General features: G+C 71.4%; 23 protein-coding genes and 1 tRNA gene. 15 read left to right on the top strand and 9 right to left on the bottom strand.

Features of this window, described 5'->3' with window-relative positions; all coding sequences use genetic code 11:
* The 5 genes from ACR2FV_RS17300 to ACR2FV_RS17320 form a co-directional block, all read left to right on the top strand.
* Positions 1-3102: UPF0182 family membrane protein (locus ACR2FV_RS17300; RefSeq protein ID WP_434016948.1), on the top strand; the 3102-nt coding region annotated here is incomplete at its 5' end.
* Between the two features lie 73 nt (positions 3103-3175).
* Positions 3176-3249 (top strand) — tRNA-Met (locus ACR2FV_RS17305).
* 117 nt (positions 3250-3366) lie between these two features.
* Positions 3367-4764, top strand: coding sequence for an NAD(P)/FAD-dependent oxidoreductase (locus tag ACR2FV_RS17310; RefSeq protein WP_434016949.1), 1398 nt, complete (start codon positions 3367-3369; stop codon positions 4762-4764).
* The gene (locus tag ACR2FV_RS17315) at positions 4761-6104 is read left to right on the top strand and encodes a M16 family metallopeptidase (RefSeq protein WP_434016950.1); all 1344 of its coding nucleotides are present in this window, start codon (positions 4761-4763) and stop codon (positions 6102-6104) included. The genes ACR2FV_RS17310 and ACR2FV_RS17315 overlap by 4 nt, the downstream gene beginning before the upstream one ends.
* Positions 6101-7492, top strand: coding sequence for a M16 family metallopeptidase (locus tag ACR2FV_RS17320; RefSeq protein ID WP_434016951.1), 1392 nt, complete (start codon positions 6101-6103; stop codon positions 7490-7492). The genes ACR2FV_RS17315 and ACR2FV_RS17320 overlap by 4 nt, the downstream gene beginning before the upstream one ends.
* 30 nt (positions 7493-7522) lie before the next feature.
* Here the strand turns inward: ACR2FV_RS17320 and ACR2FV_RS17325 are convergent, their stop codons facing one another.
* From ACR2FV_RS17325 to ACR2FV_RS17350, 6 genes are read right to left on the bottom strand one after another with little or no spacing between them, the layout of a single operon-like run.
* A complete protein-coding gene (locus ACR2FV_RS17325) occupies positions 7523-8317 on the bottom strand; it encodes an inositol monophosphatase family protein (RefSeq protein WP_434016952.1) in 795 nt (264 codons plus the stop codon).
* A 50-nt stretch (positions 8318-8367) separates the two neighbouring features.
* A complete protein-coding gene (gene rsgA / locus ACR2FV_RS17330) occupies positions 8368-9384 on the bottom strand; it encodes a ribosome small subunit-dependent GTPase A (protein ID WP_434016953.1) in 1017 nt (338 codons plus the stop codon).
* 3 nt (positions 9385-9387) lie between these two features.
* The gene (gene aroA / locus ACR2FV_RS17335) at positions 9388-10686 is read right to left on the bottom strand and encodes a 3-phosphoshikimate 1-carboxyvinyltransferase (RefSeq protein WP_434016954.1); all 1299 of its coding nucleotides are present in this window, start codon (positions 10684-10686) and stop codon (positions 9388-9390) included.
* A 33-nt stretch (positions 10687-10719) separates the two neighbouring features.
* Positions 10720-11388, bottom strand: coding sequence for an alpha/beta hydrolase family protein (locus ACR2FV_RS17340; RefSeq protein ID WP_434016955.1), 669 nt, complete (start codon positions 11386-11388; stop codon positions 10720-10722).
* Positions 11385-12236 (bottom strand): SOS response-associated peptidase, encoded by an 852-nt coding sequence (locus tag ACR2FV_RS17345; RefSeq protein ID WP_434016956.1) that lies wholly within the window; start codon positions 12234-12236, stop codon positions 11385-11387. Before ACR2FV_RS17345 ends, ACR2FV_RS17340 begins: the two co-directional genes overlap by 4 nt.
* A 37-nt stretch (positions 12237-12273) precedes the next feature.
* On the bottom strand, positions 12274-13518 hold the full coding sequence (locus tag ACR2FV_RS17350) for a pyridoxal phosphate-dependent aminotransferase (RefSeq protein WP_434016957.1): 1245 nt from the start codon (positions 13516-13518) through the stop codon (positions 12274-12276).
* Between the two features lie 222 nt (positions 13519-13740).
* Here ACR2FV_RS17350 and ACR2FV_RS17355 point away from each other — a divergent pair, with 222 nt between their 5' ends.
* Positions 13741-14388 (top strand): sigma-70 family RNA polymerase sigma factor, encoded by a 648-nt coding sequence (locus tag ACR2FV_RS17355; RefSeq protein WP_434016958.1) that lies wholly within the window; start codon positions 13741-13743, stop codon positions 14386-14388.
* Positions 14385-14681 carry a mycothiol system anti-sigma-R factor gene (gene rsrA, locus ACR2FV_RS17360; RefSeq protein WP_434016959.1) on the top strand — a complete coding sequence of 99 codons (297 nt, stop codon included), beginning with the start codon at positions 14385-14387 and terminating at the stop codon, positions 14679-14681. The genes ACR2FV_RS17355 and rsrA overlap by 4 nt, the downstream gene beginning before the upstream one ends.
* Positions 14682-14765: 84 nt before the next feature.
* Here the strand turns inward: rsrA and ACR2FV_RS17365 are convergent, their stop codons facing one another.
* A complete protein-coding gene (locus tag ACR2FV_RS17365; protein ID WP_434016970.1) occupies positions 14766-14840 on the bottom strand; it encodes a 50S ribosomal protein bL37 in 75 nt (24 codons plus the stop codon).
* A gap of 369 nt (positions 14841-15209) precedes the next feature.
* On the opposite strand from ACR2FV_RS17365, the gene ACR2FV_RS17370 reads away from it, so the two are divergent.
* Both ACR2FV_RS17370 and ACR2FV_RS17375 read left to right on the top strand, forming a co-directional pair.
* Complete coding sequence (locus ACR2FV_RS17370) at positions 15210-16574, top strand: HD-GYP domain-containing protein (protein WP_434016960.1); 1365 nt, start codon at positions 15210-15212, stop codon at positions 16572-16574.
* Positions 16571-17893: an HD-GYP domain-containing protein gene (locus ACR2FV_RS17375; protein ID WP_434016961.1), complete on the top strand. Its 1323-nt coding sequence runs from the start codon at positions 16571-16573 to the stop codon at positions 17891-17893. Before ACR2FV_RS17370 ends, ACR2FV_RS17375 begins: the two co-directional genes overlap by 4 nt.
* A 72-nt stretch (positions 17894-17965) precedes the next feature.
* Here the strand turns inward: ACR2FV_RS17375 and sodN are convergent, their stop codons facing one another.
* A complete protein-coding gene (gene sodN / locus ACR2FV_RS17380) occupies positions 17966-18379 on the bottom strand; it encodes a superoxide dismutase, Ni (RefSeq protein WP_434016962.1) in 414 nt (137 codons plus the stop codon).
* Between the two features lie 48 nt (positions 18380-18427).
* Here sodN and tsaB point away from each other — a divergent pair, with 48 nt between their 5' ends.
* The 3 genes from tsaB to tsaD are packed head-to-tail and all read left to right on the top strand — an operon-like array spanning position 18428 to position 20614.
* Entirely contained in the window at positions 18428-19099 is a 672-nt protein-coding gene (gene tsaB / locus ACR2FV_RS17385) for a tRNA (adenosine(37)-N6)-threonylcarbamoyltransferase complex dimerization subunit type 1 TsaB (protein ID WP_434016963.1), read from the top strand.
* On the top strand, positions 19096-19575 hold the full coding sequence (rimI, locus tag ACR2FV_RS17390) for a ribosomal protein S18-alanine N-acetyltransferase (RefSeq protein WP_434016964.1): 480 nt from the start codon (positions 19096-19098) through the stop codon (positions 19573-19575). Before tsaB ends, rimI begins: the two co-directional genes overlap by 4 nt.
* On the top strand, positions 19568-20614 hold the full coding sequence (gene tsaD, locus ACR2FV_RS17395; protein WP_434016965.1) for a tRNA (adenosine(37)-N6)-threonylcarbamoyltransferase complex transferase subunit TsaD: 1047 nt from the start codon (positions 19568-19570) through the stop codon (positions 20612-20614). Before rimI ends, tsaD begins: the two co-directional genes overlap by 8 nt.
* A 43-nt stretch (positions 20615-20657) precedes the next feature.
* Here tsaD and ACR2FV_RS17400 read toward each other — a convergent pair whose 3' ends face one another.
* Positions 20658-21911, bottom strand: a complete 1254-nt coding sequence (locus ACR2FV_RS17400) for a THUMP-like domain-containing protein (RefSeq protein ID WP_434016966.1) — start codon at positions 21909-21911, stop codon at positions 20658-20660.
* A gap of 92 nt (positions 21912-22003) precedes the next feature.
* On the opposite strand from ACR2FV_RS17400, the gene ACR2FV_RS17405 reads away from it, so the two are divergent.
* From ACR2FV_RS17405 to groL, 3 genes are all read left to right on the top strand, one after another.
* The gene (locus ACR2FV_RS17405) at positions 22004-23227 is read left to right on the top strand and encodes a phospholipase D-like domain-containing protein (protein ID WP_434016967.1); all 1224 of its coding nucleotides are present in this window, start codon (positions 22004-22006) and stop codon (positions 23225-23227) included.
* 195 nt (positions 23228-23422) lie between these two features.
* The gene (gene groES / locus ACR2FV_RS17410; RefSeq protein ID WP_434016968.1) at positions 23423-23716 is read left to right on the top strand and encodes a co-chaperone GroES; all 294 of its coding nucleotides are present in this window, start codon (positions 23423-23425) and stop codon (positions 23714-23716) included.
* Positions 23717-23876: 160 nt separating this feature from the next.
* The gene (gene groL, locus ACR2FV_RS17415) at positions 23877-25487 is read left to right on the top strand and encodes a chaperonin GroEL (RefSeq protein WP_434016969.1); all 1611 of its coding nucleotides are present in this window, start codon (positions 23877-23879) and stop codon (positions 25485-25487) included.
* Positions 25488-25556: the final 69 nt, after the last annotated feature.

Below are 25556 nucleotides of genomic sequence, written 5' to 3' on the forward strand. Positions count from 1 at the left end.
GCCCCCAGCGGGTTGCCCGGCCCCAGCGGGGGCGGCAGTGCCGGTGGTGTGGGCGGGGGCGGCGGACGGCTCCCTCCTGGCCCCCCCGGCCCGGCCCGCCGCTCGGGCGGTGGCCGGCTGGGTCCCACCATCGGGATCGTCGTGCTCGTCCTGGCGGTCATCACCTGGCTGGCGCAGCTGTGGACGGAGTTCCTGTGGTTCGAGTCCGTCGGCTACCGCTCGGTGCTGACCACCCGGCTGGGCACCCAGGTCGCACTGTTCCTGCTGGCCGGTGTCGTCACGGGCGTCCTGGTCTGGTCCTCGTTGTGGCTGGCCCACAAGCACCGCCCGATCTATGCCCCCAGCAGCCCCGAGCAGGCCAACCTGGACCGCTACCGCGCGGCCCTTGAGCCGGTGCGTCGGATCGTCTTCATCGCCGTTCCGGTCGTGCTCGGCGGCTTCGCCGGGGCAGCGGCGATCGCCCAGTGGGAGACCGTGCTGCTGTGGTTCAACCGGCAGCCGTTCGAGGCCACCGACGAGCAGTTCGGCATGAACGTCGGCTTCTACGTCTTCACCCTGCCCTTCCTCAACGTGCTGGTCAGCTTTGCCACCCTCACCCTGGGAGTGGCGGTCGTGGGTGCGCTGCTGACCCACTACGTCTACGGCGGGGTGCAGCTGCAGAGTCCCGGTGATCGCACCACGCCTGCGGCCCGGATCCACCTCGCGCTGCTGTTCGCGGCGCTGGTGGCGGTGCGGGCGGTCGCCTACTGGCTGGAGCGCTACAACCTCACCACGGCCCGACACGAGCGCATCACCGGCATGACCTACACCGACGTCAACGCCGTGCTGCCCACCCGGGGTGTGCTGGCCATCGTGGCGGTCATCTGCGCGGCCTTCTTCATCAGCACCATCTGGACCAAGACCTGGCGGCTACCGGTCATCGGGCTGGTCGGCCTCGTGGTCATCGCGCTGCTGGTCGGGGGGGCCTACCCCGCCCTGATCCAGTCGCTGCGGGTCAACCCCTCGGAGGCGGTGCTCGAGCAGCCGTTCATCCAACGCAACATCGACGCCACCCTCGAGGCCTACGACATCGACGAGGCGGAGTTCATCGAGTATGCCGACGCCGAGGATGTCGTGCCCACGCAAGGCCAGCTGCGTGACGACGCGGCTGCCGTCCCCGGCATCCGCCTCGTCGACCCGTCGGTGGTCTCCCCGACCTTCCGGCAGCTGCAGGGTGTGCGCAGCTACTACCAGTTCCCCGAGGCCCTCGACGTCGACCGCTACGAGGTCGACGGCGAGCTGGTCGACACGGTGATCGCGCTGCGTGAGATCAGACTCAGCGGGGTGTCGGACACGCAGCGCAACTGGGTCAACGACCACACCGTCTACACCCACGGCTTCGGTGCGGTCGCCGCCTACGGCAACCGGCGCACCCCCGATGGCGAGCCGATCTTCTACGAGCGCAACATCCCCCCGGTGGGGGGCCTCGGTGACTACGAGCCACGGGTCTACTTCGGGGAGTACTCCCCGGACTACTCCATTGTCGGAGCCCCCGAGGACGCGCCCCCGCAGGAGCTGGACTTCCCTGACTCGAGCAATGACACGGGGGAGACCCGCAACACCTATCAAGGTGACGGAGGTGTGCCGATCGGGTCGCTGCCCAAGCAGCTGGCCTACGCGCTGAAGTACCGTCAGCTGGAGATCCTGCTGGCCGAAGGGGTCAACTCCGAATCCCGGATGCTGGACTACCGCAACCCCCGCGAGCGTGTGGAGCGGGTCGCGCCGTGGCTGCGGCTGGACGGCAACCCTTATCCGGCGGTCGTGGACGGGCGCATCCAGTGGATCGTCGACGGCTACACCACCTCGTCCAACTATCCCTACTCCCGGCTGCAGGCCCTGGAGACCGCGACCAGCGACACCCTGGTCACCACGGCCACCAACGTGCGCTCGATCGGCGGTGGCGAGGTCAACTACATCCGCAACTCGGTCAAGGCCACGGTCGACGCCTACGACGGCAAGATCCAGCTCTACGCGTGGGACGAGCAGGACCCGGTCCTGATGGCCTGGTCAGAGGCGTTCGACAACACAGTCAAGCCGATGTCCGACATCGACGGCGAGCTGATGGGCCACCTGCGCTACCCAGAGGACCTGTTCAAGGTGCAGCGCGAGGTGATGCAGCAGTACCACGTGGAGTCGGCCGAGGCGTTCTTCGGCGGCCAGGACTTCTGGAGTGTCTCCGAGGACCCCAGCGTCGACGGCGAGGCCAAGCCGGACCAGCCGCCCTACTACCTCAGCATCGCCATGCCGGGCCAGGACGACCCGACCTTCTCGCTGACCACCAACTTCATCCCGGCCGGTGAGGACCGACAGAACCTGGTCGGCTACATGGCGGCGGACGCGGACGCGGGCACCAAGGGAGGGCAGCCGCGAGAGGGATACGGCCAGCTCCGGGTCCTGGAGCTGCCGCGTGACTCCACGGTCAACGGGCCGGGCCAGTTCCAGAATGAGATCGAGAGCTCCAACCAGACGTCGGAGGCGTTCACCCAGACGCTGTCCCAGTTCCTCACCCTCAACCGGTCCGCAGGCTCCGATGTGCAGATCGGCAACCTGCTGACCCTGCCGATCGCCGAAGGGCTGCTCTACGTCGAGCCGATCTACGTGCGAGCCAGCGGTGGCTCGGCCTACCCGTTGCAGCGGCTCGTGGTGGTGTCCTTCGGGGACACCCTGGCCTGGTCGGACACCCTTGACGGGGCACTGGACGAGCTCTTCGGCGGCGACTCCGGAGCCGATGCACCCGACGAGGGCACCGGCAGTGGGAACCCCGACGAGCCGGCCGATCCTGGGACCGAGCCGAGCGCCCCGCCGTCGGACCCCGGCGACGGGGCGCCCACGACCGCCGAGCCGGGTGCCGAGGGTGGCGACCTAAGCCAGGCTGTTGCCGACGTGCAGCAGGCCTACGAGGACGGTCAGGCGGCGCTGCGGGCGAATGACCTGGCGGCCTACGCCGAGGCCCAGGATCGCCTCCAGGCGGCCATCCAGCGGTTGACGACCCTCGCGCCCGAAGGAGGCTCGGTCTCGGTCGACCCGCCGGGTGACGGTGCCGAGCAGACGCAGAGCCCCTGAGCACCGGCATACACCGGGTTGACCGGGAGTGATTTGGCGCGCCCGGCAGCCTGCCGTATGCTGAAATCACCGACGCGGGGTGGAGCAGTTCGGTAGCTCGCCGGGCTCATAACCCGGAGGTCGCAGGTTCAAATCCTGCCCCCGCTACGAGTGAGGGTCCCGGAAGCCGACAGGCTTCCGGGACCCTCGTCGTTCAGGTGCGTCATGCCTGGCCAGATGGGGCTCGGGGTGCGGGCGGTGACGCCCACCACGTATCGTCGGCACATGCCGACCACTCCTGCGACCAAGCCGCGCGTCATCATCGTCGGGTCCGGCTTCGGCGGGCTTTTCGCCGCACAGGCACTGGACGGGACCGACGTCGATATCACCCTGATCGGCCGGACCACCCATCACCTGTTCCAGCCGCTGCTCTACCAGGTCGCCACCGGCATCCTGTCGCCCGGCGAGATCGCGCCGTCGACCCGTGAGGTGCTGGCGCGGCAGCACAACGTCGAGGTGATCCTCGGCGACGTGACCCACATCGACGTCGAGCACCGCACCGTGCTGGCCAACACGCTGGAGGTGGAGCACCGCTACGCCTACGACTACCTGATCGTCGCGGCCGGTGCCGGCCAGTCCTACTTCGGCCACGACGAGTTCGCCCAGCACGCCCCGGGGATGAAGAGCATCGACGACGCACTGGAGCTGCGCGGACGCATCTACGGTGCCTTCGAGCTCGCCGAGGTCGCCGGTGCCCAGGGCGACCAGGAGGATCTTGAGCGGTTGACGACGTTCGTGGTTGTCGGAGCCGGTCCGACCGGCGTGGAGATGGCCGGTCAGCTGGTCGACCTGTCGGCCCGCACACTCAAGGGCGACTTCCGGCACATCGACCCCACCGCCGCGCGGGTGATCCTGCTCGACGCGGGTGACGCGGTGCTCACGTCGTTCGACCCCCATCTACAGCGCAAGACCAAGGAGCAGCTCGAGGAGCTCGGCGTCGACGTGCGGCTCGGCGCGATGGTCGTCGACGTCAACGCGCAGGGCCTGGAGTACCTCGACGGTGACAAGCAGCGGCACCGGATCGAGGCGGTGACCAAGGTCTGGGCCGCAGGCGTCAGCGCCAGCCCCCTCGGCGCGGACCTGGCCGAGCAGGTCGGCCTCGAGGTCGACCGGACGGGCCGCGTACCCGTGCAGGCCGACCTCACCCTGCCGGGGCACCCCGAGATCTTCGTCGTCGGCGACATGATCGCCCTGGACGACCTGCCGGGGGTTGCTCAGGTCGCCATCCAGACCTCCCGCTTCGCCGCGGAGCAGATCGAGCGGGAGATCGAGGGCAAGACCCGCGAGCCGGCGTTCGACTACTTCGACAAGGGCAACATGGCCACCATCTCGCGCTTCCGCGGGATCGCCGAGATCGGGCCGGTGAAGGTCACGGGCTTCCCTGCCTGGTTCATGTGGCTGGTGGTCCACCTGTTCTACCTGGTCGGCTTCAAGTCGCGGGTGAGCACCCTGTTGCACTGGACGATCACCTTCCTGGGCCGGGACCGCGCCGAGCGTGTCATCACCGAGCAGCAGGTCTTCGCTCGACTGGCCATGCAGGAGTCCGGTGAGCAGATCCTGGACCGCGCAGCGGGGGAGGTCGCGCCGCGCAGCGGCGCCTCGCCGGAGCAGACGCAGGGGTGAGGACACCGGAGCGGCCGGGTCCGCCCGGTGGCAGCCGGAGACCGGACTATCCGATCAGCACGCACACCCTGGACAACGGTATGCGGGTCGCGGTCAGCGAGGACCACCTTGTGCCCCAGGTCAGCATCAACCTGTGGGTCGACGTCGGGTCACGTCACGAGGTGGCGGGGAGCACCGGGCTGGCGCACCTGTTCGAGCACCTGATGTTCGAGGGTTCCGAGCACGTCGCGGAGGGTGAGCACTTCCGGGCGCTGATGGGGCACGGCGGACACTGCAACGCCACCACCTCCTTCGACCGCACCACCTATGCCGAGTCCCTGCCCGTGGGCGCCTTCGACCTGGCCCTCTGGCTGGAGGCCGACCGGCACCGCCGGCTGCTGCCGGCGCTGACCCAGGCCAACCTGGACAACCAGCGCGACGTCGTGGTGCAGGAGAAGCAGCAGCGCTACGACAACCAGCCCTACGGCGACGCCTTCCAGCGGATGTGCGGGGCCGTCTTCCCCGTCGACCATCCCTACCGGCACACGCCCATCGGGGAGATGGAGGACCTCCTGGGCGCCTCCCTGGAGGGTGTGCACGCCTTCTACCGTGCGCACTACGGTGCGCGCACCAGCACCTTGAGCGTGGTCGGCGCCGTGCGCCCGCCCGAGGTGGTCGAGCTCGCAGAGCGCTACTTCGGGGGTTCCGGCGACCACACGGTGGCGCGCCGTGCGCTGCGGCCGGCACTGGCTCCGCTGGAGGAGCCGACCTGGACCCACGTCGCCGGTCCGGTGCCCTCCGAGCGCAGCTACACCTGCTTCCGGCTGCCCGCCGTCACCGACCCGGAGTTCTTGAGCGCCGGGATGGCCCTGGACGTGCTGGCCGGGCTGAGCGTCTCGCCGCTGCACCAGCGCCTCGTGCGGCGGGACGAGACCGCGACGGCCTGCGGGGCCGCCGGTCTCGGTCTGGTCGAGGGCACGTCGCTGTCCTACGTCGCCGTCGACGTGCTGCCGGACAGCAGCGCCGAGGCGGTCGACACCGCCGTCTGCGAGGAGCTCGAGCGGCTCGCCGACCAGGGCCCCACACCCGTGCAGCACCGCGCCGCGGTGGCGGGTGCGCAGCGCAGCTATGCCGAAGCGCTGGCGGCCACCGACGAGCGCGCTGAGCTGCTGGCCAGATCCACGGTCGTGCACGGCGACCCGGACCATCTGAACAGCTACCCCGACCTGGTCGGGTCGCTCACCCCCGAGGACATCGCCCGGGCCGCCCGGACGTGGCTCGCACCGCAGTCCCGGGCGGTCCTGGTCTATCGCGATGCCGCTGCGGTCACGGCCCGACCGGGTCGGGAGGGTGCGGCGTGAGCGTGGAGCCGGTCCCGGCCCGGCCGGAGGTGAGCCCGCCGGCACCCTGGAGCTTCCCCCCGGTGACCGAGACGCGGCTGCCCACCGGTCTGGCTGTCCGCACCGTCGACCTGCCCGGTCAGCACGTCGTGGCGGTCCGGCTCGCAGTGCCCGGGACGCTGCAGGCCGAGCCGCGAGACCTCGAAGGGGTGGCGGCGATCATGGCACGCTGCCTGGACGAGGGGACCACACGACATACGGCCGAGCAGATGGCCGAGCGGATCGAGCAGGACGGCATCGCCCTGGCCGCCGGCGTGGGTGAGCGAGGTCTGGTCGTCCAGCTCGACGTCACCGGCGACCGCCTCGAGTCCGCCCTGCAGATCCTCGCCGAGTGCCTCAGCGAGGCCACCTTCCCCGAAGCCGAGGTCACCCGGGCCATCCGGGCCAGGCTCAGCGACATCGAGCACGAGCAAGCAGATGCCGGCAGCCGGGCGGCCACCCAGTTCCAGGCCACCTACCTGCGTGCCTCCGAGCGGACCAGTCGGCCCGCGGGCGGCACGGCCACGACCGTGCGTCGGGTCAGCGCCGCGGACGTGCGCGAGTTCTACGCCGCCACGGTGGTCCCCCACCAGGCCACTTTGGTGGTGGCGGGGGACCTGCGCGGTATGCCGCGGACTCCCGAGGCCCTGGCCGCACAGACACTCGCGGGCTGGGCGGGCAGCGGAGCCGACCCGGCCCGCAATCCGGGCTCGACGGGCCCGCGCCCCGACCCCCGGGCTCCCGATGCGGCCCGCATCGTCCTGGTGGACCGGCCGGGCTCCCCTCAGACCGAGCTCTACCTCGGTCGGCCCGGGCCGGACCGCCGTACCCCGCACGGCTGGGGGGCCTACCAGGTGCTGGCGTTCCTGCTCGGCGGTTCCCCGCAGGCCCGCGTCGATGCCGTGCTGCGCGAGGAGCGGGGCTGGACCTACGGCATGCGGGTCGGCTTCGCGCCCCGGCGCTCCGGCGGTGTCAGCGTGGTCAGCGGTGCGGTGCGGGCCGACGCCACCGTGCCCGCGTTGCGGGTCCTCGACGACGTGCTGTCGGTGACCGGCACGGAGCTCAGCGAGGCCGAGGTCCGGCACGCGGCCGACTTCGTGGCCCGGACGGCGCCAGGGCGCTACGCCACCGCGGACGCCGTGGCCGATCAGCTGGTCCGGCTGGCCCTGGACGAACTCGACGCCGACACCGTGGATGACACGCTGGCGCAGGTGCTCGCCCTGCGCCGGGACGAGGTCGCCGCCGCCTGGGAGGAGGTGCAGGCGGGTCCGCCCTGGACGGTCGTGCTGGTCGGCGAGGCAGAGCATGCCCCCGTCGCCGAGCTCGAGCAGCTGGGCTGGGGTCCCGTCGTCGTCCTGCCCGCCGACTAGGCGCACAGCACAGCCCAGCACAGCCGATGCCTAGCCGTCGGCGGGGTGCAGCAGCGTGTGCAGGGTCTCTGCGTGCAGGGTCGTGTTGGTCGACAGCGCGTTGAGCCCGAACGGTCCCTCGACGCCGTCCAGGTCGGTGAAGCACCCACCCGCCTCGGTGACGATGGGAGCCAGCGCCGCCATGTCGTGCACGGCCAGACTCGGGTCGACCCCGATGTCCACGGCCCCCTCGGCGACCAGCACGTGGGTCCAGAAGTCGCCGTAGGCGCGGGTGCGCCAGCAGCGCCGGGCCAGGGCGAGGAACCCGTCGCGCTGCGGGTGGTCCCACCACTTGTCCAGTGCTGCATGGGACAGCGACGCGTGCTCCAGCACCGAGGTGTCCGAGACCTGGATCCGCCGCGCGCTGCTCAACCGGCGCCCCGTCCACGCCCCGGAGCCCGAGGCGGCCCACCAGCGCCGAGCCAGCGCCGGCGCCGAGACCAGCCCGAGCACCGGCTGGTCGTCGACCACGAGACCGATCAAGGTGGCCCAGACCGGGACACCCCGGATGAAGTTGGCGGTGCCGTCGATCGGGTCAAGGACCCACCGGCGGTGGCCGTGCCCGGTCGTGGCCAGCTCCTCGCCCTGCACCACGTCGCGGGTGCGGGTGCGGCCCAGCTGGTGCCGCAGCAGCTCCTCGGTATGCCGATCGGCCTGGGTCACCAGTGTGCCGTCGTCCTTGACCGAGACGGCGAGCTCGGTGGAGCGGAACATCTCCTGGGTGTAGCCCTCGACCGCGTCCGCGAGGACATGGGCGAGACGGAGGTCGTCGGCGAAGCTGCTCACGCAGGTCACCGTAGCGTCCCGGCAAGGGCAGGTGTCGGGTGTCCAGCGCTCTACTCGGTGGTGCGGCTGCGCAGCAGCCGACGCAGGGAGTCCAACCGCGCCGGACCGTGCGGCCCCGCGTGGTCCGCCGCGACCCAGCCGTCCAGGGCGCACTCGGGCTCGTCGTGACCGCACCCCCGGGGGCACTCCAGCGACCCCGGGGCCAGGTCCGGGAAGTGGGAGACGAAGCTGGCGGGGTCGACGTGCCCGAGTCCGAAGGAGCGCACCCCGGGCGTGTCCACGACCCACCCGCCGCCGTCGAGTGGCAGCGCCACCGCAGAGGTGGAGGTGTGCCGGCCCCGGCCGGTGACCTCGTTGACCACACCGGTTGCCCGCTCCGCGGCCGGCACGAGGGCGTTGACCAGGGTCGACTTCCCGACCCCCGAGTGGCCGACGAGGACACTGACGCGACCGCGGAGTCGGCTGCGCAGGTCCTCCAGGCCCGGTGTCCCGGTCGTGCCGCCTCCGGGTTGCGGGGCAAGAGACAGCACGACGTGGGGCAGGTCCAGTGCGGAGTACTGACCGACGAGCTCCCCCGGGTCAGCCAGGTCAGCCTTGGTCAGCACCAGTAGCGCGCTCAGGCCGGCGTCGTAGGCGGCGACCAGGCACCGGTCGATCATCCTCGGGCGGGGCTCGGGGTCGGCCAGCGCGGTGACCATCACCAGCTGGTCGGCGTTGGCGACGATGACGCGCTCGACCCGGTCGGTGTCGTCGGCGCTGCGGCGCAGCACGGTGCGCCGGTCCTCGATCCGCACGATGCGGGCCAGGGCGTCGGGCTCGCCGGACAGGTCGCCCACCATGGACACGCGGTCGCCCACCACCACCCGCCCTCGGCCCAGCTCCCGTGCGCGCATGGCGATGACGTGCCGACCGTCGAGCTCGGTGGTGTAGCGGCCCCGGTCCACCGCGATCACCATGCCCACCTCGGCGTCCCGGTGCGCCGGACGGTCCTTGGTCCGCGGCCGTGAGCCGCGCCTGCTCGGGCGGACCCGGACCGAGTCCTCGTCGTAGTGGTCGTAGCGCCCCACCTGCTACCCGACCAGCTGCTGCCAGGCGGTGGCGAAGCCGGGGTAGGTCTTGGCGGTGGTGGCGACGTCCTCCACCCGGGTGCCGGGGATGATCGCGCCCAGCACCGCAGCGGCCATCGCCATCCGATGGTCGTGATAGGTCCGCAGCACCGCTGGGTGCAGGGGCGCTGGCCGGATCAGCAACCCGTCCTCGGTCTGCTGAACGTCGCCGCCGACCCGGGTCAGTTCGGTCTCGAGGGCGGCGAGCCGATCGGTCTCGTGGCCGCGCAGGTGGCCCACCCCGCGCAACCGGGTCGGTGTGTGGCACGCCGTCGCCATAGCAGCCACGACGGGCGTGAGCTCCCCGACGTCGTGCAGGTCGAGGTCCTGCCCGACCAGCCAGCCGTCGGCCGGTCCGGTGACGGTCAGCCCGTCGCCGTCCAGCTGCGCCTGGGCACCCATCCGGACCAGGATGTCGCGCATCTGCGCGCCCGCCTGCGTGGTCCGGGCCGGCCAGTCCGGGACGGTGACCCGGCCCCCGGTGAGGGCGGCGAGGGCCAGGAAGGGTGCGGCCGAGGACAGGTCGGGTTCGATGCTCACCTCGGAGCCCGTCACGCGCCCGGGCTCCACGCGCCAGGTGTGTGGCTCCGGCTCGCGCACCTGCACCCCGACCGCCTCCAGCGACTGCACGGTCATCTCGACGTGCGGTCGGCTCGGCAGGCTGGGGCCCGAGTGCACCAGTGTCAGACCGGTGTCGAACCTCGCTCCCGCGAGCAGCAGCGCCGAGACGAACTGCGAGCTTGCCGAGGCGTCGATCTCCACGCGCCCTCCCCGCACTGCCCCCGTGCCGTGCACGGTGAACGGCAGCGACCTCGTGGTGGTGTCGACCCGGACACCCAGATCCCGCAACGCCCCCAGCAGCGGCATGATCGGGCGCGACCGGGCGGCGTCGTCGCCGTCGACACGGACCGGTCCGGCGGCCAGGGCGGCGGCAGGCGGGACGAAGCGATGCACCGTGCGGGCCAGCCCACAGTCGATGCTGCTCCCGCCGCGTAGGGCCGTCGGCGGCTGCACGGTCCACACCGCGTCGTCGTCCTGGCGCCGCACCTGCACCCCGAGCGACTCCAGTGCCCCCACCATCAGCACGGCGTCCCGGGACACCAGCGGACGCTGCAGCGCGCTGGGCCCGTCGGCCAGCGCGGCCAGCAGCAGGTGCCGGTTGGTGAGGGACTTGCTGCCGGGGACCCGGACGGTGCCCTCCACCGGCCCGGTTGCCGCGGGCGCAGCCCAGGGCTCGGCGGGCGCGGTGCGGCTCTGCGGCATGCCGGGGTCTCCTCCTGCAGGGGGTGGGCAGCCCTACGGTAGCCCGTCCAGGAAGGCGGACACGGCGCGCACCAGCGCGGCCGGGTCGGACGTCGGGCCGTGGTCGCCGGGCATCTCGCACACCTCCACCCGTGCCGGCGCAGGCACAGCGGGCTCGGCCAGCGCCTCGAGCACCTGGGCCGGTCCCCCGAACCGGTCCCGAGCCCCTTGGGCGACCAGCAGGGGTATGCCGTGTCGCACCGGCTCCAGCAGCTCGGGGGCCCGGGACCTCGCCGGGCGGCTCGATCGACTCGGCGGCACCAGCGGGAAGGCCAACGCCAGCACCGCCGCCGCCCCGCTCTGGTGCGCAAGTCGGCAGGCGACCCGGGCTCCCGCGCTGCGCCCGCCCAGGACCCAGGGCCGCGGCAGCGCCCACCTGCCGGCGCCCAGCCGCTCCACCATGCCTTGGGTGGCCGCGTCGAGCGTGGGCGGCGCGGTGGCCACCCGTCGACCGGCCACCCGCCAGGGCTGCTCCAGCAGGGCCACGGTCCAGCCGGTCGAGGTCAGCGCGCTCAGCGCCTGCAGGTCCCGGGACTCCACCCCCGCGCCGGCACCGTGGCCCAGCAGCACGGTCCCGGCACTGCAGGCGGGGCGCTCCGGTCGGTGCAGGTGCGCCCGGGCCGTCCCTGCCGACGTGTCGATCTCCCGCACGCGCGCCCTCACCCGCCGAGGACCTCGCCCGTGTCCGGGTCGACCACGCCGACCAGGTCCTGCTCGGGCAGCGGCCGGAGGAGCTCGGCCCCGCTGTTGCGCGCGGAGTTGACCGCGGTGCTGACCGGCCAGGCCCGGAAGCGGCCCGGCGCATGAGGGGACAACAGCTGCGAGACATGCCGGGAGTCCGTCTGCGCGGGGTCGAGCCACGCCGCCCAGTCGGGTGGGTCCAGGACCACCGGCTGGCGGGGGTGGATGCGGTCCAGTCCCGGCTCGGCAGTGGTGGTCACGACGGCGAAGCTCACCAGCCACGCCTGCGGATCGTCCGAGGCCAGGTCCGGGTCCTTCCAGAACTCGTAGACCCCGGCCATCGCCAGCGGCTGCTCGTCGTCGCGGCACAGATAGAACGGCTGCTTGCGCGGTCGCCCTCGACCGTCCTTGGCGACCGGCGAGGGCTGCCACTCATACCACCCGTCGGCCGGCACCAGGCACCGCCGAGCTGCCGCCGCGCGCCGGTAGGCGGGCTTGTCCAGCAGGGTCTCGGCTCGTGCGTTGATCATCCGGACCCCGGTGCTGGGATCCTTGGACCACGAGGGCACCAGCCCCCAGGTGAGCAGCCGCAGCTGCCGCAGCGCCACGAGCTCGCGGGCCGCGTCGTCGGGGGCCTGCTCGTCGTTCGGGCGAGCGAGCACCACGGGCGCCGCCTTGGTGGGCGCCATGTTGTAGTCCGGTGAGCCCGGCGCAGGCTGCTGGGGTGACTTCAGCACGCTGCGGGTGGGCCGGTCCAGGGCCGCGACCTCCACCTCGAAGATCTCGACCAGATCGTCGGGATCCACGGCCGCGGCATACCGTCCGCACATCAGCGGGTCCCGGCGGAGACCGACACAGCGTCGCTGCTCACTGGCGGTAGCTCGCGAGGAAGTTGCCCATCCGCTCCAGAGCGGTGCGCAGTTCCCAGTCGCCCGGAAGGGTGACCAGCCGGAGATGGTCCGGCTCAGGCCAGTTGAAGCCGCTGCCGTGCACCACGAGGATGTGCTCCTGCTCGAGCAGGTCCAGGCACAGCCGCACGTCGTCGCGGATCTCGTGGACCTCCGGATCCAGCCGGGGGAAGACGTAGAGCGCCCCGGCGGGCTTGACGCAGCTGACCCCGGGCATCACGTTGAGCATCGACCAGGCCACCTCCCGTTGCTCGGCCAGCCGGCCGCCGGGGGCGACCAGCTCCTCGATGCTCTGACGGCCCGACACGGCAGCCTGGATGGCGTGCTGTCCCGGCACGTTGGGGCACAGCCGGGTGGAGGCGAGCAGCTCGATGCCCTCAAGGAAGCCGCTCGCGTGCGCGGTCGGCCCGGTGATGACCAACCAGCCGGCGCGGTAGCCGGCGACCCGGTAGGTCTTGGACAGCCCGTTGAGCGTCAGCACCAGCAGGTCCGGGGCCACCTGCGCGGTGCTCACGTGCTCGGCACCGTCGTAGAGCACCCGGTCGTAGATCTCGTCGGAGAGCAGCAGCAGCGAGTGCTCACGGGCCACCTGCGCGAGCTGGTCGAGAACGGCCCGCGAGTAGACCGCGCCCGTGGGGTTGTTGGGGTTGATCACGACCAAGGCCTTGGTGCGGGGGGTGATCCGTGCCGTGAGGTCCTCGATGCTGGGCTGCCAGCCGTCCTGCTCGTCGCACCGGTAGTGCACCGGCGTGCCTCCGGCCAGGCTGGTGGCCGCCGTCCACAGCGGGTAGTCCGGTGCCGGGATCAACACCTCGTCGCCCGTGTCCAGCAGGGCCGAGAGGACCATCATGATCAGCTCGGAGACCCCGTTGCCGAGGAAGACGGCGTCGACGTCGAAGCGTGGGAAGTCAGGGACGTCCTGGTAGCGCGACACGATCGCCCGCCGGGCCGAGAACAGGCCTCGTGAGTCGGAGTAGCCCGACGCCTCGGGCAGCGCGGCGAGCATGTCCCGAAGGATCGTCTGCGGTGCCTCGAAGCCGAACGGAGCGGGGTTGCCGATGTTGAGCTTGAGGATGTGGTGGCCCTCGGCCTCCAGCGCCGCGGCGCGCGCGGCCACCGGCCCCCGAATCTCGTAGAGCACGTCGCGCAGCTTGCCGGACTGGGGCAGCGGGCGCAGTCGGGGAGGCCGGGTAGGCATGTTCATCATACTGATGCTCTCACTGCGCCGGTGGGAATGGCGGCCCGGGATCGCCTGTTGCACCAGCAACCAGCGGTTCAGCCCGAAGTGGCAAGCGCCGCACGAGCCGCGTGAACACCAGCCGACCGGGAGCAGCGCATGATCTCAACCTTCGCGCCGTGGGAGGCGCCCCCTCGCGGAGCGCTCTGCGCGCGTGCAACCGGCTCCGGGCGCGTATCCTCGGTGGCGATGACCACTTTGCCGACCGACGACGACACTCAGCGCCAGGCCGATGCGTCGGTCGAGGTCTCCGAGGAGACCCAGCAGGAGCGTGCGGCCCGCTTCGAGCGCGAGGCGATGCCCTTGCTGGACCAGATGTACAGCGCAGCTCTACGCACCACGCGCAACCCCACGGATGCCGAGGACCTGGTGCAGGAGACCTACGCCAAGGCTTTCGCCGCGTTCCACCAGTACCGGCCGGGCACCAACCTCAAGGCGTGGATGTATCGCATTCTGACCAACACCTACATCAACACCTACCGCAAGAAGCAGCGGCAGCCCAAGGAGTCGGACGCAGCTCAGATCGAGGACTACCAGCTGGCCCGTGCCGCCCAGCACAGCTCGACCGGGCTGCGCTCGGCCGAGGCCGAGGCGCTGGACCATCTGCCGGACTCCGACGTCAAGCGGGCGCTGAGCTCGATCGGGGAGGACTTCCGGATGGCGGTCTACCTGGCCGATGTCGAAGGCTTCGCCTACAAGGAGATCGCCGAGATCATGGACACCCCGATCGGGACGGTGATGTCCCGGTTGCACCGTGGTCGACGCCAGCTGCGCGACCTGCTCACCGACTACGCGCAGGAGCGGGGATTCATCGAGCAGGACAAGGCCCAGCGGTGAGCCCCATCGATCCGGACCGCGACCTGAGCAGGACCGACTGCGCCGCCGTGGTGCTGCGCCTGTTCGAGTACGTCGACAACGAAGCCTGTGCCGACGACCGGGTCCAGATCAAGGCGCACCTCGACGAGTGCGGTGCCTGCCTGCGCGAGTACGAGCGGGACCTGCTGCTGAAGGCCCTGGTGCGCCGGGCCTGCGAGCCGGAGGCCGCCCCGCGCGCTCTGCGACTGCAGATCATGTCGCGGATCACCTCGGTGTCGTGGACGGGCGCGGACCGCACGGGTCAGCAGCGCTGAGCGCGGCGGCCGGCCGGCCGAAGGTGGCCGGCGCCTCGCTCGATCAGCCGACCGTGCCGGCAGCCGACAGTCCGTCGGTCGACCTCAGGCGTTGGGCTTCTTGCCGTGGTTGGCGCTCTTCTTCTTGCCGGCCCGGCGCTTGCGTGCTCGCTTGCTCATGCTGACCTCCCGTGGTGTCTGCGGTGCCGCGTCCGATGCGCGGCATAGAGGATTGGGGCTCGACCTATGCTCTCATCCGAGAACTGGTAAAATGTTCTTCAGAGGTCAGTTTACAGAGTTGCTGTGTCTGGGTAGAGCTCAATCGTTTATGCCACGATTCTGACGTGTCCTCGACGACGACCTGCAACCATCCCAGGTCTGGACGACATCGGGACCGACGAAAGGACGCCTCATGTTCCACGCGCTCTCTGACCTCACCGCCTCCAACTCCCTGCTGAAGGCCATCTACTCGCTCACGGTGTTCTCCTGGCGGGATTGAGCACCACAATGTCGAAGGGGCAGGGCCGCATCGGTCCTGCCCCTGGACGTGTGCTCGCGACGGCCTACGTGACCTGGGTGGCTGCTGCCGCACTGGTGCTGGGCTGGGCGGGGCTGGCTTGGGGCAAGGACCCGCAATGGTCGACGGTGGTGGTCCTGACCGGGCTGGGCATCGTCGGGGCATCGCTGCGTGAGCGGGAGATCCGGCAGCACGTCGATGTCTCGTTCACCACGGTGGTCATGGCGGCAGCTCTCGTGCTGGTCGGACCAGGGGGAGCCGCCATCGTGGGAGGTGTCAGCTACCTTGCCGACCTGCGCCGCCAGCGGTGGCGTACCCGAGCCTTCAATACCTCGATGACCGCATGCATGGGGGCGATCGGCGGCTTCGCCTACGAGTGGTGTGATGGTCTGAGCCCCCTGAACAGCGCGACCGCGCCGTGGGACATCGTGGCCTGGGTGGCGGTTCCCATGCTCGTCGGCTACGTGGCGATGGCGGTGCTCAACGCTCTGCTGATCGGCATCATGGGGCACCTGGTGCAAGGTGGTTCGGTGGTCTCCGGCACCCTGGACATCCTGCGGATCATGTGGCCCGGGTATCTCTTGCACGCGCTGCTCGGTCTGCTCCTGGTGGTCCTGTGGGAGCCGGCAGACGTCGGCGCCTTCAGCGCCATGCTGATCCTGGGTCCGCTGCTGCTCGCTCAGTGGGCGCTGAGCCGGGACGCGGCCGAGCGCCGGGCTCACTTCCGCACGGTGTCCACGCTGATGGGGGCCCTGGAGGTCGCCAACCCCTACGCGGTGGGCCACAGCAGCCGGGTGGCGGCGCTGTGCCGCCGGATGGCGCCAGACCTTGGTCTGACGGGCGAGGACGTCGATGTGGTCTACTACGCCGCGCAGCTGCACGACCTGGGCCTCGTGGCGACGGCGCCCCGACTGCCCCGAGGGCCCGGGCAGATCGAGCTGTCCTCTTTGGCCGCGATCGTCGAGCACCCCGAGGCCGGCCAGCGGATGCTGGAGGGCATCGACTTCCTCGGCCCGGCCCTACCCGGGATCCTGCACCACCACGAGCGGTGGGACGGCCGGGGCTATCCCGCGGGGTTGGCCGGTGAGGACATCCCGCTGCTCGCCCGGGTGATCGCGGTGGCCGACGCCTTCGACTCGCTGACCACAACACGTAGCTACCGCGCGGCACTCGAGGCCGACGAGGCCATGGTGCGGTTGTGGAGCCGGGCGGGGACCCACCTGGACCCCGCCGTCGTGCAGGCACTGGGCCTGTCGCTGCAGCGGGAGACCTGGGAGCCAACCGTGATCGACGACGAGGCCCTGGCCCGCGTCGGCGACGTCTATGACCACGACGACCCCGAGGTCAGCGACGACTACGCCGCGTGGCAGCCCGAGATCGACGAGGCACGCTCGTGACCTCCTCGCGCGGGGCTCACGCGCTGGGCTGGGGTGTGCTGCTGACCGGGATCACGGTTGGGGTCGCGCTGGTGACGATGCGGCCTCCGGAGCTGCTCACCTCGTCCCCTCAGGCCTATGCGGTGGTGCTCTTCGCCGCGGTGACCATCGCGCTCGCAGACAGCCGGCCGTTCGTGTCGACGGGCACGCGCGACCTGACCCCGGTCGGGTTGGCCGTCAGCATGGCGCTGGGGATGACCGCGGTCCTGCCGGGCGGGGAGTCGGTGCTGCTGACCGGCGGCTCGGTCATCCTGGTGGTCGCCCTGAGCGCCGCGGCGGGGGCGTGGCTCCGGCAGCGCGGCGGGGGGCGCACCTGGACGGCAGCCGAGTGGGGGATGCGGATGCTGACCGTCTCGCTCGTGGTGATGCTGATGCGAGCGCCGCTGCCTGGCGGGGGACCCCTGATCGAGCAGGAGGGCATCGACCGGGAGGGCTGGGTGCTGGCGCTGTGTCTGGTGGGGGTCGCCACCATCGCGGTCGGGGTGCAGGGCCTGCTGGGCGCCGCGCTGCGCTCGACCCGGGAGCGCATCCGGCTGCGGCATGCAGTCGTGGAGGAGGCCATCACAGTCGGGCCGTTGGCCGTCGGCGTGGTCAGCAGCGCGGTGATGGTGGCCCTGGCCACCGGGGTCCTCGGCGCCGTCGCCGTCCCGGTCTTCATCCTGCCCCTGGTGCTGCTGGTCCTGGCGGTGCAACGCCAGAGTGTGGTCCGCGCCGCGCAACACCAGACCGTGTATGCGGTCTCCCACCTGACCGACGAGGGCGGGTTCACCGCCCCCGGTCACGCGGCCCGGGTCGCGCAGCTGAGTGTGCAGGTGGGACGCGAGCTCGGGATGTCCGAGCGAGAGCTGCGCGAGCTGGAGTGGGCCGCGCTGCTGCACGACATCGGGCAGGTCTCCCTGGAGCGCCCCATCCCCCGGGGGGCTACGGTGCACATCTCGACCCTCGACCAGCGTCGACTGGCCAGCACCGGCGCCGCACTGCTGTCCCGCACTGCCGAGCTGTCCCGGCTGGCCACCATCGTCGCGCAGCAGGCCACGCCGTTCTGGTGGGTGGTGCAGATCGGGGGCATCCCGGTGGCCGGCCGGATCCTGCGGGTGGTCAACGCCTACGACGACCTGGCCGACGGGGCGCAGGACGACCAGCTGGTGGTTGCGGCGCTCGAGCGACTGCGTCGGGGCGCGGGCTACGACTACGACCCGGACGTGCTCGACCTGCTGTGCCGCATCCTGCACCGCGAGGGCCGTCTCTCACGTGAGGCATTGAGCCTGCTGAGCGGCTGAGCAGCACTCCACGGGCACCGCGTCACGGGTGGGACGGCTCGAGCCGTCCCGCCCATGAACGTCCGGTCCGGCTCAGGCCTTCTTGGTCTCGGCGAAGATGTCCGCGATCCGGTCGATCTTGGCGAGCAGGTCGTCGGCGTGCGACACCTCCCAGGATCCCTTGGTGCCCGAGGCGCCGGCGAGCTTGGTCGCCTCGTTGAACAGCATGTGCAGCTCGGGGTAGCTCTCGAAGTGCGGGGGCTTGAAGTAGTCGGTCCAGAGCACCCACAGGTGGTGCTTGACCAGCTCGGAGCGCTGCTCCTTGATGACTGTGCCGCGCATGCGCATGTCGGGGTCGGTGCTGTCGTTGACCTTCTCGATGATCTTCTTGACCGACTCAGCCTCGATCCGCGCCTGAGCGGGATCGTAGACGCCACACGGCAGGTCGCAGTGGGCGGAGACCTCGACAGTGCGGGCACCGAGGCTGGCGAACAGGCGGGAGATCATGGGTTGTCCTTCCGTAAGCGGTTGGGGCTCCCACGTTAGCCTGACGTGGTGCTGCTCGCGATCGACACCTCCACCTCGCTGATCGGCGCCGCCGTGCACGACGGGTCTGCGGTGCTCGCCGAGGTGACCGAGCTGGACCCGCGCCGGCACGCCGAGCTGCTCGGCCCAGGCGTGCACCGTTGCCTGGCGCAGGCGGGGGTCGCCCCGGGCGCGTTCACCGCAGTGGCGGTGGGAGTCGGTCCCGGGCCGTTCACCGGTCTGCGGGTGGGGGTGGTGACGGCGCTGGTGCTGGGGCAGGTGTGGGGTGTCCCGGTGCACGGGATCTGCTCGCTCGACGCGTTGGCCGCCGAGGTCGCGGCGAGCCTCGAACGCCGTGCGGCGGACCTGCTCGTGGCCACCGACGCCCGCCGCAAGGAGGTCTACTGGGCTCGGTATGCCGTGGCTCCCGGTGCCGCGCGACGCACCGAGGGGCCAGGGGTTGCGCGGGCCGCCGACCTGCCTCGAGCCGTGCGCGACCTGCCGGCGGTGGGCCGCGGTCCGCACCTCTACCCCGATGTGCTGCACGCGGCACCGGGGCCGCTCGACGTGCGACCCGGCGTGCTCGCCGGCGTCGCCGCCGCGGCCCTGGCCGCGGGCGACCCGGACGGTGTCCTGCTGCCGCCGGAGCCGCTCTATCTGCGTCGTCCGGACGCGGTGGCCCGCGCCGGAGCAGTGCCATGAGCATCCGGGAGATGCGCTGGCAGGACCTCGGTGCCGTCAGTGCGCTGGAGCGCGAGCTGCACCCCGACGACGCCTGGTCGACCGCCTCGTGGTGGGCAGAGCTGGCCCTGCGCCCACGTCGTGACTACCTCGTCGCGCAGCGCGCCGGGAGCCTGGTGGGGTACGCCGGCAGCGACGTCTCCGCGGACCGCGCAGACGTGATGACACTCGCCGTGGCGCCGCCGGCGCGTGGAGCGGGACTTGCCCATCTGCTGTTGAGCGAGCTGCACCGGCGGGCTGCCGACGCCGGAGCGCGCGAGATGCTGCTGGAGGTCCGGGAGGACAACGCGGGGGCACGGGCCCTCTACCGTCGGCACGGCTACCGTCAGGTGCACCGTCGCGCCGGGTACTACCGGAGCGAGCACGGCCCGGTCGACGCCCTGCTGCTCAGCGTGCCGCTGCCGGCGGCCCCGCTGGAGAGGTCTGCTCGTGCCTGAGACACCGCTGGTGCTGGGGTTGGAGACCAGCTGCGACGAGACCGGGGTCGGCATCGTGCGGGGGACCCGGCTGCTGGCCGACGCGGTGGCCAGCAGTGTGCCCGAGCACGTCCGCTTCGGCGGCGTGGTCCCCGAGATCGCCAGCCGAGCGCACCTGGAGGTCATGGTGCCGACCATCGAGCGGGCCTGCGCCGAGGCCGGCGTGCGCCTGAGCGACCTGGACGCCGTGGCTGTCACCGCAGGACCGGGGCTTGCCGGCGCGCTCATGGTCGGGGTCGCGGCTGCCAAGGCCCTGGCCATCGGCCTCGGTGTGCCGCTCTACGGGGTCAACCACCTGGGTGCGCACGTCGCCGTGGACGTCGTCGAGCACGGCCCGCTGCCCGAGCCCACCCTGGCCCTGCTGGTCAGCGGCGGGCACTCCAGCCTGCTGCTCGTGCCGGACGTGACCACCGATGTGCGCCTGCTGGGTGCCACGATCGACGATGCCGCAGGCGAGGCCTTCGACAAGGTGGCCCGGCTGCTCGGGCTCCCCTTCCCGGGCGGCCCGCACATCGACCGGGTCGCCCGCGACGGAGACGCCCAGGCGATCGACTTCCCGCGCGGGCTGACGTCGGGCCGCGACCTGCACCGACATTCCCTCGACTTCTCCTTCTCGGGGCTGAAGACCTCGGTCGCCCGGTGGGTCCAGGCTCGGGAGTCCGCTGGCTCACCGGTGCCCGTCGCCGACGTGGCGGCCAGCTTCCAGGAGGCGGTCGTCGACGTGCTGACCCGCAAGGCCGTGGCGGCCTGCCGGCGCGAGGGGGTGCCCGACCTGCTCATCGGGGGCGGGGTGGCCGCCAACTCCCGGCTGCGGGCGCTGGCCCAGCACCGGTGTGACGAGGCCGGCGTCCGGCTGCGAGTGCCCCGGCCGGGACTGTGCAACGACAACGGAGCCATGGTCGCGGCGCTGGGGTCGCTGATGGTGCAGGCCGGCCGGTCGCCCTCGGCCCTCGATCTGCCGGCGGACTCCTCGCAGCCGGTGCAGCAGGTGCAGGTATGACGGCGCACCGGCCGGGTGGACCGACCGGTGCGAGGGCGACCGTTCAGGGGGTGCAGGCGGCCGGGCTGACCCAGATCGCGACGGCGCGCGAGCCCGAGCCGTGCCGCTCGCGGGTCAGCACCAGGGTGGCCTGCTGCGTGCCCCGGGGGCGGACCTGTGCGCGCAGTGCCTCCGGGTCGACCCCCCCGCCGTGCTTCTTCAGTGTCAACGCCCCGACGTCGTGGCGGCGGGCCCACTCCCGCAGGGTCTTGGCCCGGGCGGGCAGCACCTCGCGCACCCGAAGGCAGCGGGCGAAGGGCGTGGTCACGGCCCGCTCAGCAGTGAGGTAGCCGCTGCCGGGCCACAGCTCCCGGCCTCCCACCTCCTGCTGCACGGCGTCCAGCCGACCGGCGGCCAGCACGGCGTGGTCGGGGTCGTACAGATACTCGGCGGCCGGCTCGCCGGCCTCGACAGCACGCTCCGGGTCGGCCTGCCCGAGCGAGGCAGGTGGGATCGTGTGCCACCGTGCCCCGTCGTGCACGGCCACCCCGATCCCCGGCCGGGTCACCGGGTCACCCCACCACAGGGTCGCCTCCAGCGCCTCGCCGCCGTAGGAGAGCCACTGCGCCTCGGCCCCGTCCGGCGCCTGCGCGCGGGGGAAGGAGGGGGACATCTTCGCGCCCACCGCAGGCACTCGCGGGTGCAGTGTGCGCACGAAGTCCCACGACGGGGAGATGCGGCCCAGCCCGCCCACCCGTCGGGTTCGCCCGCGGGAGTCCGCGACCCCGCTGACCCGCCGGGCCGGATCGAGCCAGCAGCCGTGTCCTTGCGCGGGAGGTTCGGGGAGCCCGACGTCCTGGGCCCGGGCACGGCATACCTCGGCGCGGGGCAGGCCCGAGAGGTTGGCCCGTGCGGTCTGGACCGTCACGGCGTCAGCGTCCACCGCGGTGACCGCCAGGCCCGCGGCAGCGAAGGCCATGGCGTCGGAGCCGATCCCGCAGCCCAGGTCCCACACGTGCTCGAGGCCCGCTGCGGCGAAGCGCTGCGCATGGTGCTGCGCCACCGCAGGGCGGGATGCCTGTTCCAGGCCGTCGGGGGTGAACAGCATGCTCGCCGCCCGGTCGCCGAACTTGGCTACTGCACGGGAGCGCAGCCGCGACTGCGTCAGCGCAGCCGCGACGAGCACCGGATCGTGACCGGCGCGGCGCAGGTCCTCGGACACGGCGAGCACCCGTGCCTCGTCGTAGGGCGGCAGCACGTCCAGCAGGGCTGCGCCCCGTGCAGTCCTCAGCGCGGCGACGACGTCGGCATCGGTCATGACGGTCCATCCTGCCTGATGCCGGCCCACCGCGGCTGATCTAATGAGGCATGGCTTCGAGTTTGCAGACCTGGGTGGCGGACCCCCTCCGGATGGCCTCCGGACTTGCCCTGCGGGCCGCGGCGGTGGCCGCCGCGGTGCCGGTCGCCGCCGCCGTCGTGGTCACCGGGGTGGACGCCCTGCGCAAGCGACGCACCACCGAGGTCCACGAGGCGCCACGCCACCCGCCTCGCACCACCGTGGTGGCCGGCAACGCGCTGACCACCTTCACCTACGGTGAGTACCTCTACGAGTCGATGCTCGAGGCCATCGAGCAGGCGCAGGAGCACGTCTACATCGCCAGCTACATCTGGAAGGGCGACGCGCTCGGACGACGTTTCCGGGACGCGCTGCTGCAGGCCACCGACCGGGGCGTGCGGGTGTGCGTGGTCTTCGACGGTTTCGCCAACCTGGTGGTCCCGAGCAGCTTCAAGTCCTTCCCCGCTCCGATCCATCTGCTGCGCTTCCCCACCCTGCGCGGCGGCCTACCGCTGATCGACATCCGCCGCTCCGGCCGGGACCACCGCAAGGTCCTGGTCGTGGACGACAAGGTCGGCTTCGTCGGGGGCTACAACATCGGTGCGCTCTACGCCACGCAGTGGCGGGACACCCACGTGCGGGTGGAGGGCGAGTCCGTCTGGGAGCTGTCCAACACCTTCGTCGACTTCTGGAACCGGCACGGGCGGTCCGCACTGCCGGTCCTGCCCGACAGTGGTGCGCCCGCCTGGGACGTCCCGATCCGGGCGGCGCGCAACGAGCCCAGTCGTGTGGTCTTCCCGGTGCGCTGGCTTTACCTCGAGGCCATCGACCGGGCCAGCGACCACATCTGGATCACCCAGGCCTACTTCATCCCGGACCGCGAGATCCTGCGTGGTCTGCTGGCCGCCGCCGACCGGGGTGTCGACGTGCGGGTGATCACCCCCCAGCGCTCCAACCACGTGGTCGCCGACGTGGTGGCCCGCAGCTACTTCGCCGAGCTGCTCGGGGGCGGGGTGCGCATCTTCCTCTACCAGGACGCGATGGTGCACGCCAAGACCGCGACCGTCGACGGGCAGTGGACCACCGTCGGCACGGCCAACATCGACCGGCTCTCCATGCGGGGCAACTACGAGATCAACCTGCAGATCGTGGACCCTGCTCAGGCTGCGGTGATGGAGGACGTCTTCCGCGCCGACCTGGCCAACTGCCTGGAGATCGACCTGCCGATGTGGCAGAGCCGCGATCTGGCGCACCGGGCGGTCGAGCGGATGATGCGGCCCCTGCAGCCGCTGCTGTGAGCATCTGCGGAGGCGCGGCTTAGCACTCGGTTTGACCGAGTGCTAATCGGTTGCCTAGATTCAGAACTAGCACTCGCGGTACGCAAGTGCCAGTTCTCGGTCGGACCGATCCCCGCGACGGCGGTCCTGCGAGACGAGTGACCACCACCAAGCGTTGACATGAAGCAGTCGACAGTGACGAAGGGAAGGCCCACCGTGTCGGTTTCCATCAAGCCGCTCGAAGACCGGATCGTTGTCCAGGCCGTCGAGGCCGAGCAGACCACGGCCTCCGGTCTGGTCATCCCGGACACCGCCAAGGAGAAGCCCCAGGAGGGCGAGGTCATGGCGGTTGGTCCGGGTCGGATCGACGACAACGGCAACCGGGTCCCGATGGACGTGTCCGTCGGTGACCGAGTGATCTACAGCAAGTACGGCGGCACCGAGATCAAGCACGGCGGTCAGGAGTACCTCATCCTGTCCGCCCGCGACATCCTCGCCGTCGTCGCCTGAGCGACCCGTGAGGACACGAGCTTGCGAGGCCCGGAGCGGGTCCGCAGGCGTCGGGTCGAATGAGTCGCCTGAGCGACCGCAACGCGCCCCGGTTACCCCGCGCATGATCGGGGAGCCGGGGCGTCGTCCGTGCACCTGAGCAGGAAGGAACTGGCTGACAATGGCCAAGCAACTCGAATTCAACGATGACGCCCGAAAGGCGCTGGAGCGCGGCGTCGACGCGCTGGCCAACGCCGTGAAGGTGACCCTGGGACCGCGCGGGCGCAACGTCGTGCTCGACAAGAAGTGGGGTGCCCCGACCATCACGAACGACGGGGTCACCATCGCCCGCGAGGTTGAGCTGGACGACCCCTTCGAGAACATGGGCGCCCAGCTGGCCAAGGAGGTCGCCACCAAGACCAACGACATCGCCGGCGACGGGACCACCACGGCCACCGTGCTCGCCCAGGCGATGGTCAAGGAGGGTCTGCGCAACGTCGCCGCCGGAGCGGCTCCCTCCGGCCTCAAGCGTGGCATCGACCAGGCGGTCCGGGTCATGTCCGACCGTTTGCTCGAGGGCGCCCGTGAGCTCGACGGCCGCGACGAAATCGCCCAGGTGGCGAGTCTGTCCGCGCAGGACGAGACGATCGGCGAGCTGATCGCCGATGCGTTCGACAAGGTCGGCAAGGACGGCGTCATCACGGTGGAGGAGTCCTCCACCACGGCGATGGAGCTGGACTTCACCGAGGGCATGCAGTTCGACAAGGGCTACCTCTCGCCCTACATGGTCACCGACGCCGACCGCATGGAGGCTGTCCTCGAGGACGCCTACGTGCTGCTGCACCAGGGCAAGATCTCCTCGTTCTCCGACCTGCTGCCGCTGCTGGAGAAGGTCGTCGCGGACAGCAAGCCGCTGATGATCATCGCCGAGGACGTCGAGGGTGAGGCCCTGTCGACCCTGGTGGTCAACAAGATCCGCGGCACGTTCAACGCCGTCGCGGTCAAGGCGCCCGGGTTCGGAGACCGCCGCAAGGCGATGCTGCAGGACATGGCCATCCTGACCGGCGGCCAGGTCGTTGCCGAGGAGGTCGGCCTCAAGCTGGACCAGGTCGGCCTGGAGGTGCTGGGCAAGGCCCGGCGCATCGTGGCCACCAAGGACGGCACGACCGTCGTCGACGGTGCAGGCGCCCCCGACGAGGTCAAGGCGCGGGTCGACCAGCTGCAGGCCGAGATCGAGTCCACCGACTCCGACTGGGACCGCGAGAAGCTGCAGGAGCGGGTGGCCAAGCTCTCCGGCGGGGTCTGCGTCATCAAGGTCGGAGCACACACCGAGGTGGAGCTGAAGGAGAAGAAGCACCGCATCGAGGACGCCGTCTCGGCGACTCGGGCGGCCATCGAGGAGGGCATCGTGGCCGGTGGTGGCTCCGCGCTCATCCACGCGAGCACGGCGGTCAACGACCTCGAGCTGACCGGCGATGAGGCCGTGGGTGCCGCGATCGTGCGCAAGGCCGCCCACGAGCCGCTGCGCTGGATCGCCGAGAACGCGGGCCTGCAAGGCTATGTGGCGACCGCCAAGGTGGCCGAACTGAAGCTCCGCCAGGGTCTCAACGCGGCCACCGGTGAGTCCGGCGACCTGATCGGCGCCGGGATCATCGCACCGGCCAAGGTGCCCCGGTCCGCGTTGGCCAACGCCGCCTCGATCGCGGCGATGGTGCTGACCACCGACGCGCTCGTGGTGGACAAGCCGGAGGAGCAGGACGACTCCGGCGCCGGTCACGGGCACAGCCACTGACGAATTCGCCGCACCACGCCCAGGGGCCCGGGGGGGGGAAACGGGACGGCACACGGACCCGTGGGTCGC

Source organism: Ornithinimicrobium sp. (genome assembly GCF_051004135.1).
In the GTDB taxonomy this organism is placed as follows: Bacteria; Actinomycetota; Actinomycetes; order Actinomycetales; family Dermatophilaceae; genus Ornithinicoccus.

Coding starts and splice junctions, on each gene's coding strand:
- sodN (WP_434016962.1), bottom strand. CDS start 18,379: ATGATCTCCCGCCTGTTCGCCAGCCTCGGTGCCCGCACTGTCGAGGTC.
- ACR2FV_RS17345 (WP_434016956.1), bottom strand. CDS start 12,236: ATGTGCGGACGGTATGCCGCGGCCGTGGATCCCGACGATCTGGTCGAG.
- groL (WP_434016969.1), top strand. CDS start 23,877: ATGGCCAAGCAACTCGAATTCAACGATGACGCCCGAAAGGCGCTGGAG.
- aroA (WP_434016954.1), bottom strand. CDS start 10,686: ATGCCGCAGAGCCGCACCGCGCCCGCCGAGCCCTGGGCTGCGCCCGCG.
- ACR2FV_RS17355 (WP_434016958.1), top strand. CDS start 13,741: ATGACCACTTTGCCGACCGACGACGACACTCAGCGCCAGGCCGATGCG.
- rimI (WP_434016964.1), top strand. CDS start 19,096: ATGAGCATCCGGGAGATGCGCTGGCAGGACCTCGGTGCCGTCAGTGCG.
- ACR2FV_RS17350 (WP_434016957.1), bottom strand. CDS start 13,518: ATGAACATGCCTACCCGGCCTCCCCGACTGCGCCCGCTGCCCCAGTCC.
- ACR2FV_RS17310 (WP_434016949.1), top strand. CDS start 3,367: ATGCCGACCACTCCTGCGACCAAGCCGCGCGTCATCATCGTCGGGTCC.
- ACR2FV_RS17405 (WP_434016967.1), top strand. CDS start 22,004: ATGGCCTCCGGACTTGCCCTGCGGGCCGCGGCGGTGGCCGCCGCGGTG.
- ACR2FV_RS17400 (WP_434016966.1), bottom strand. CDS start 21,911: ATGACCGATGCCGACGTCGTCGCCGCGCTGAGGACTGCACGGGGCGCA.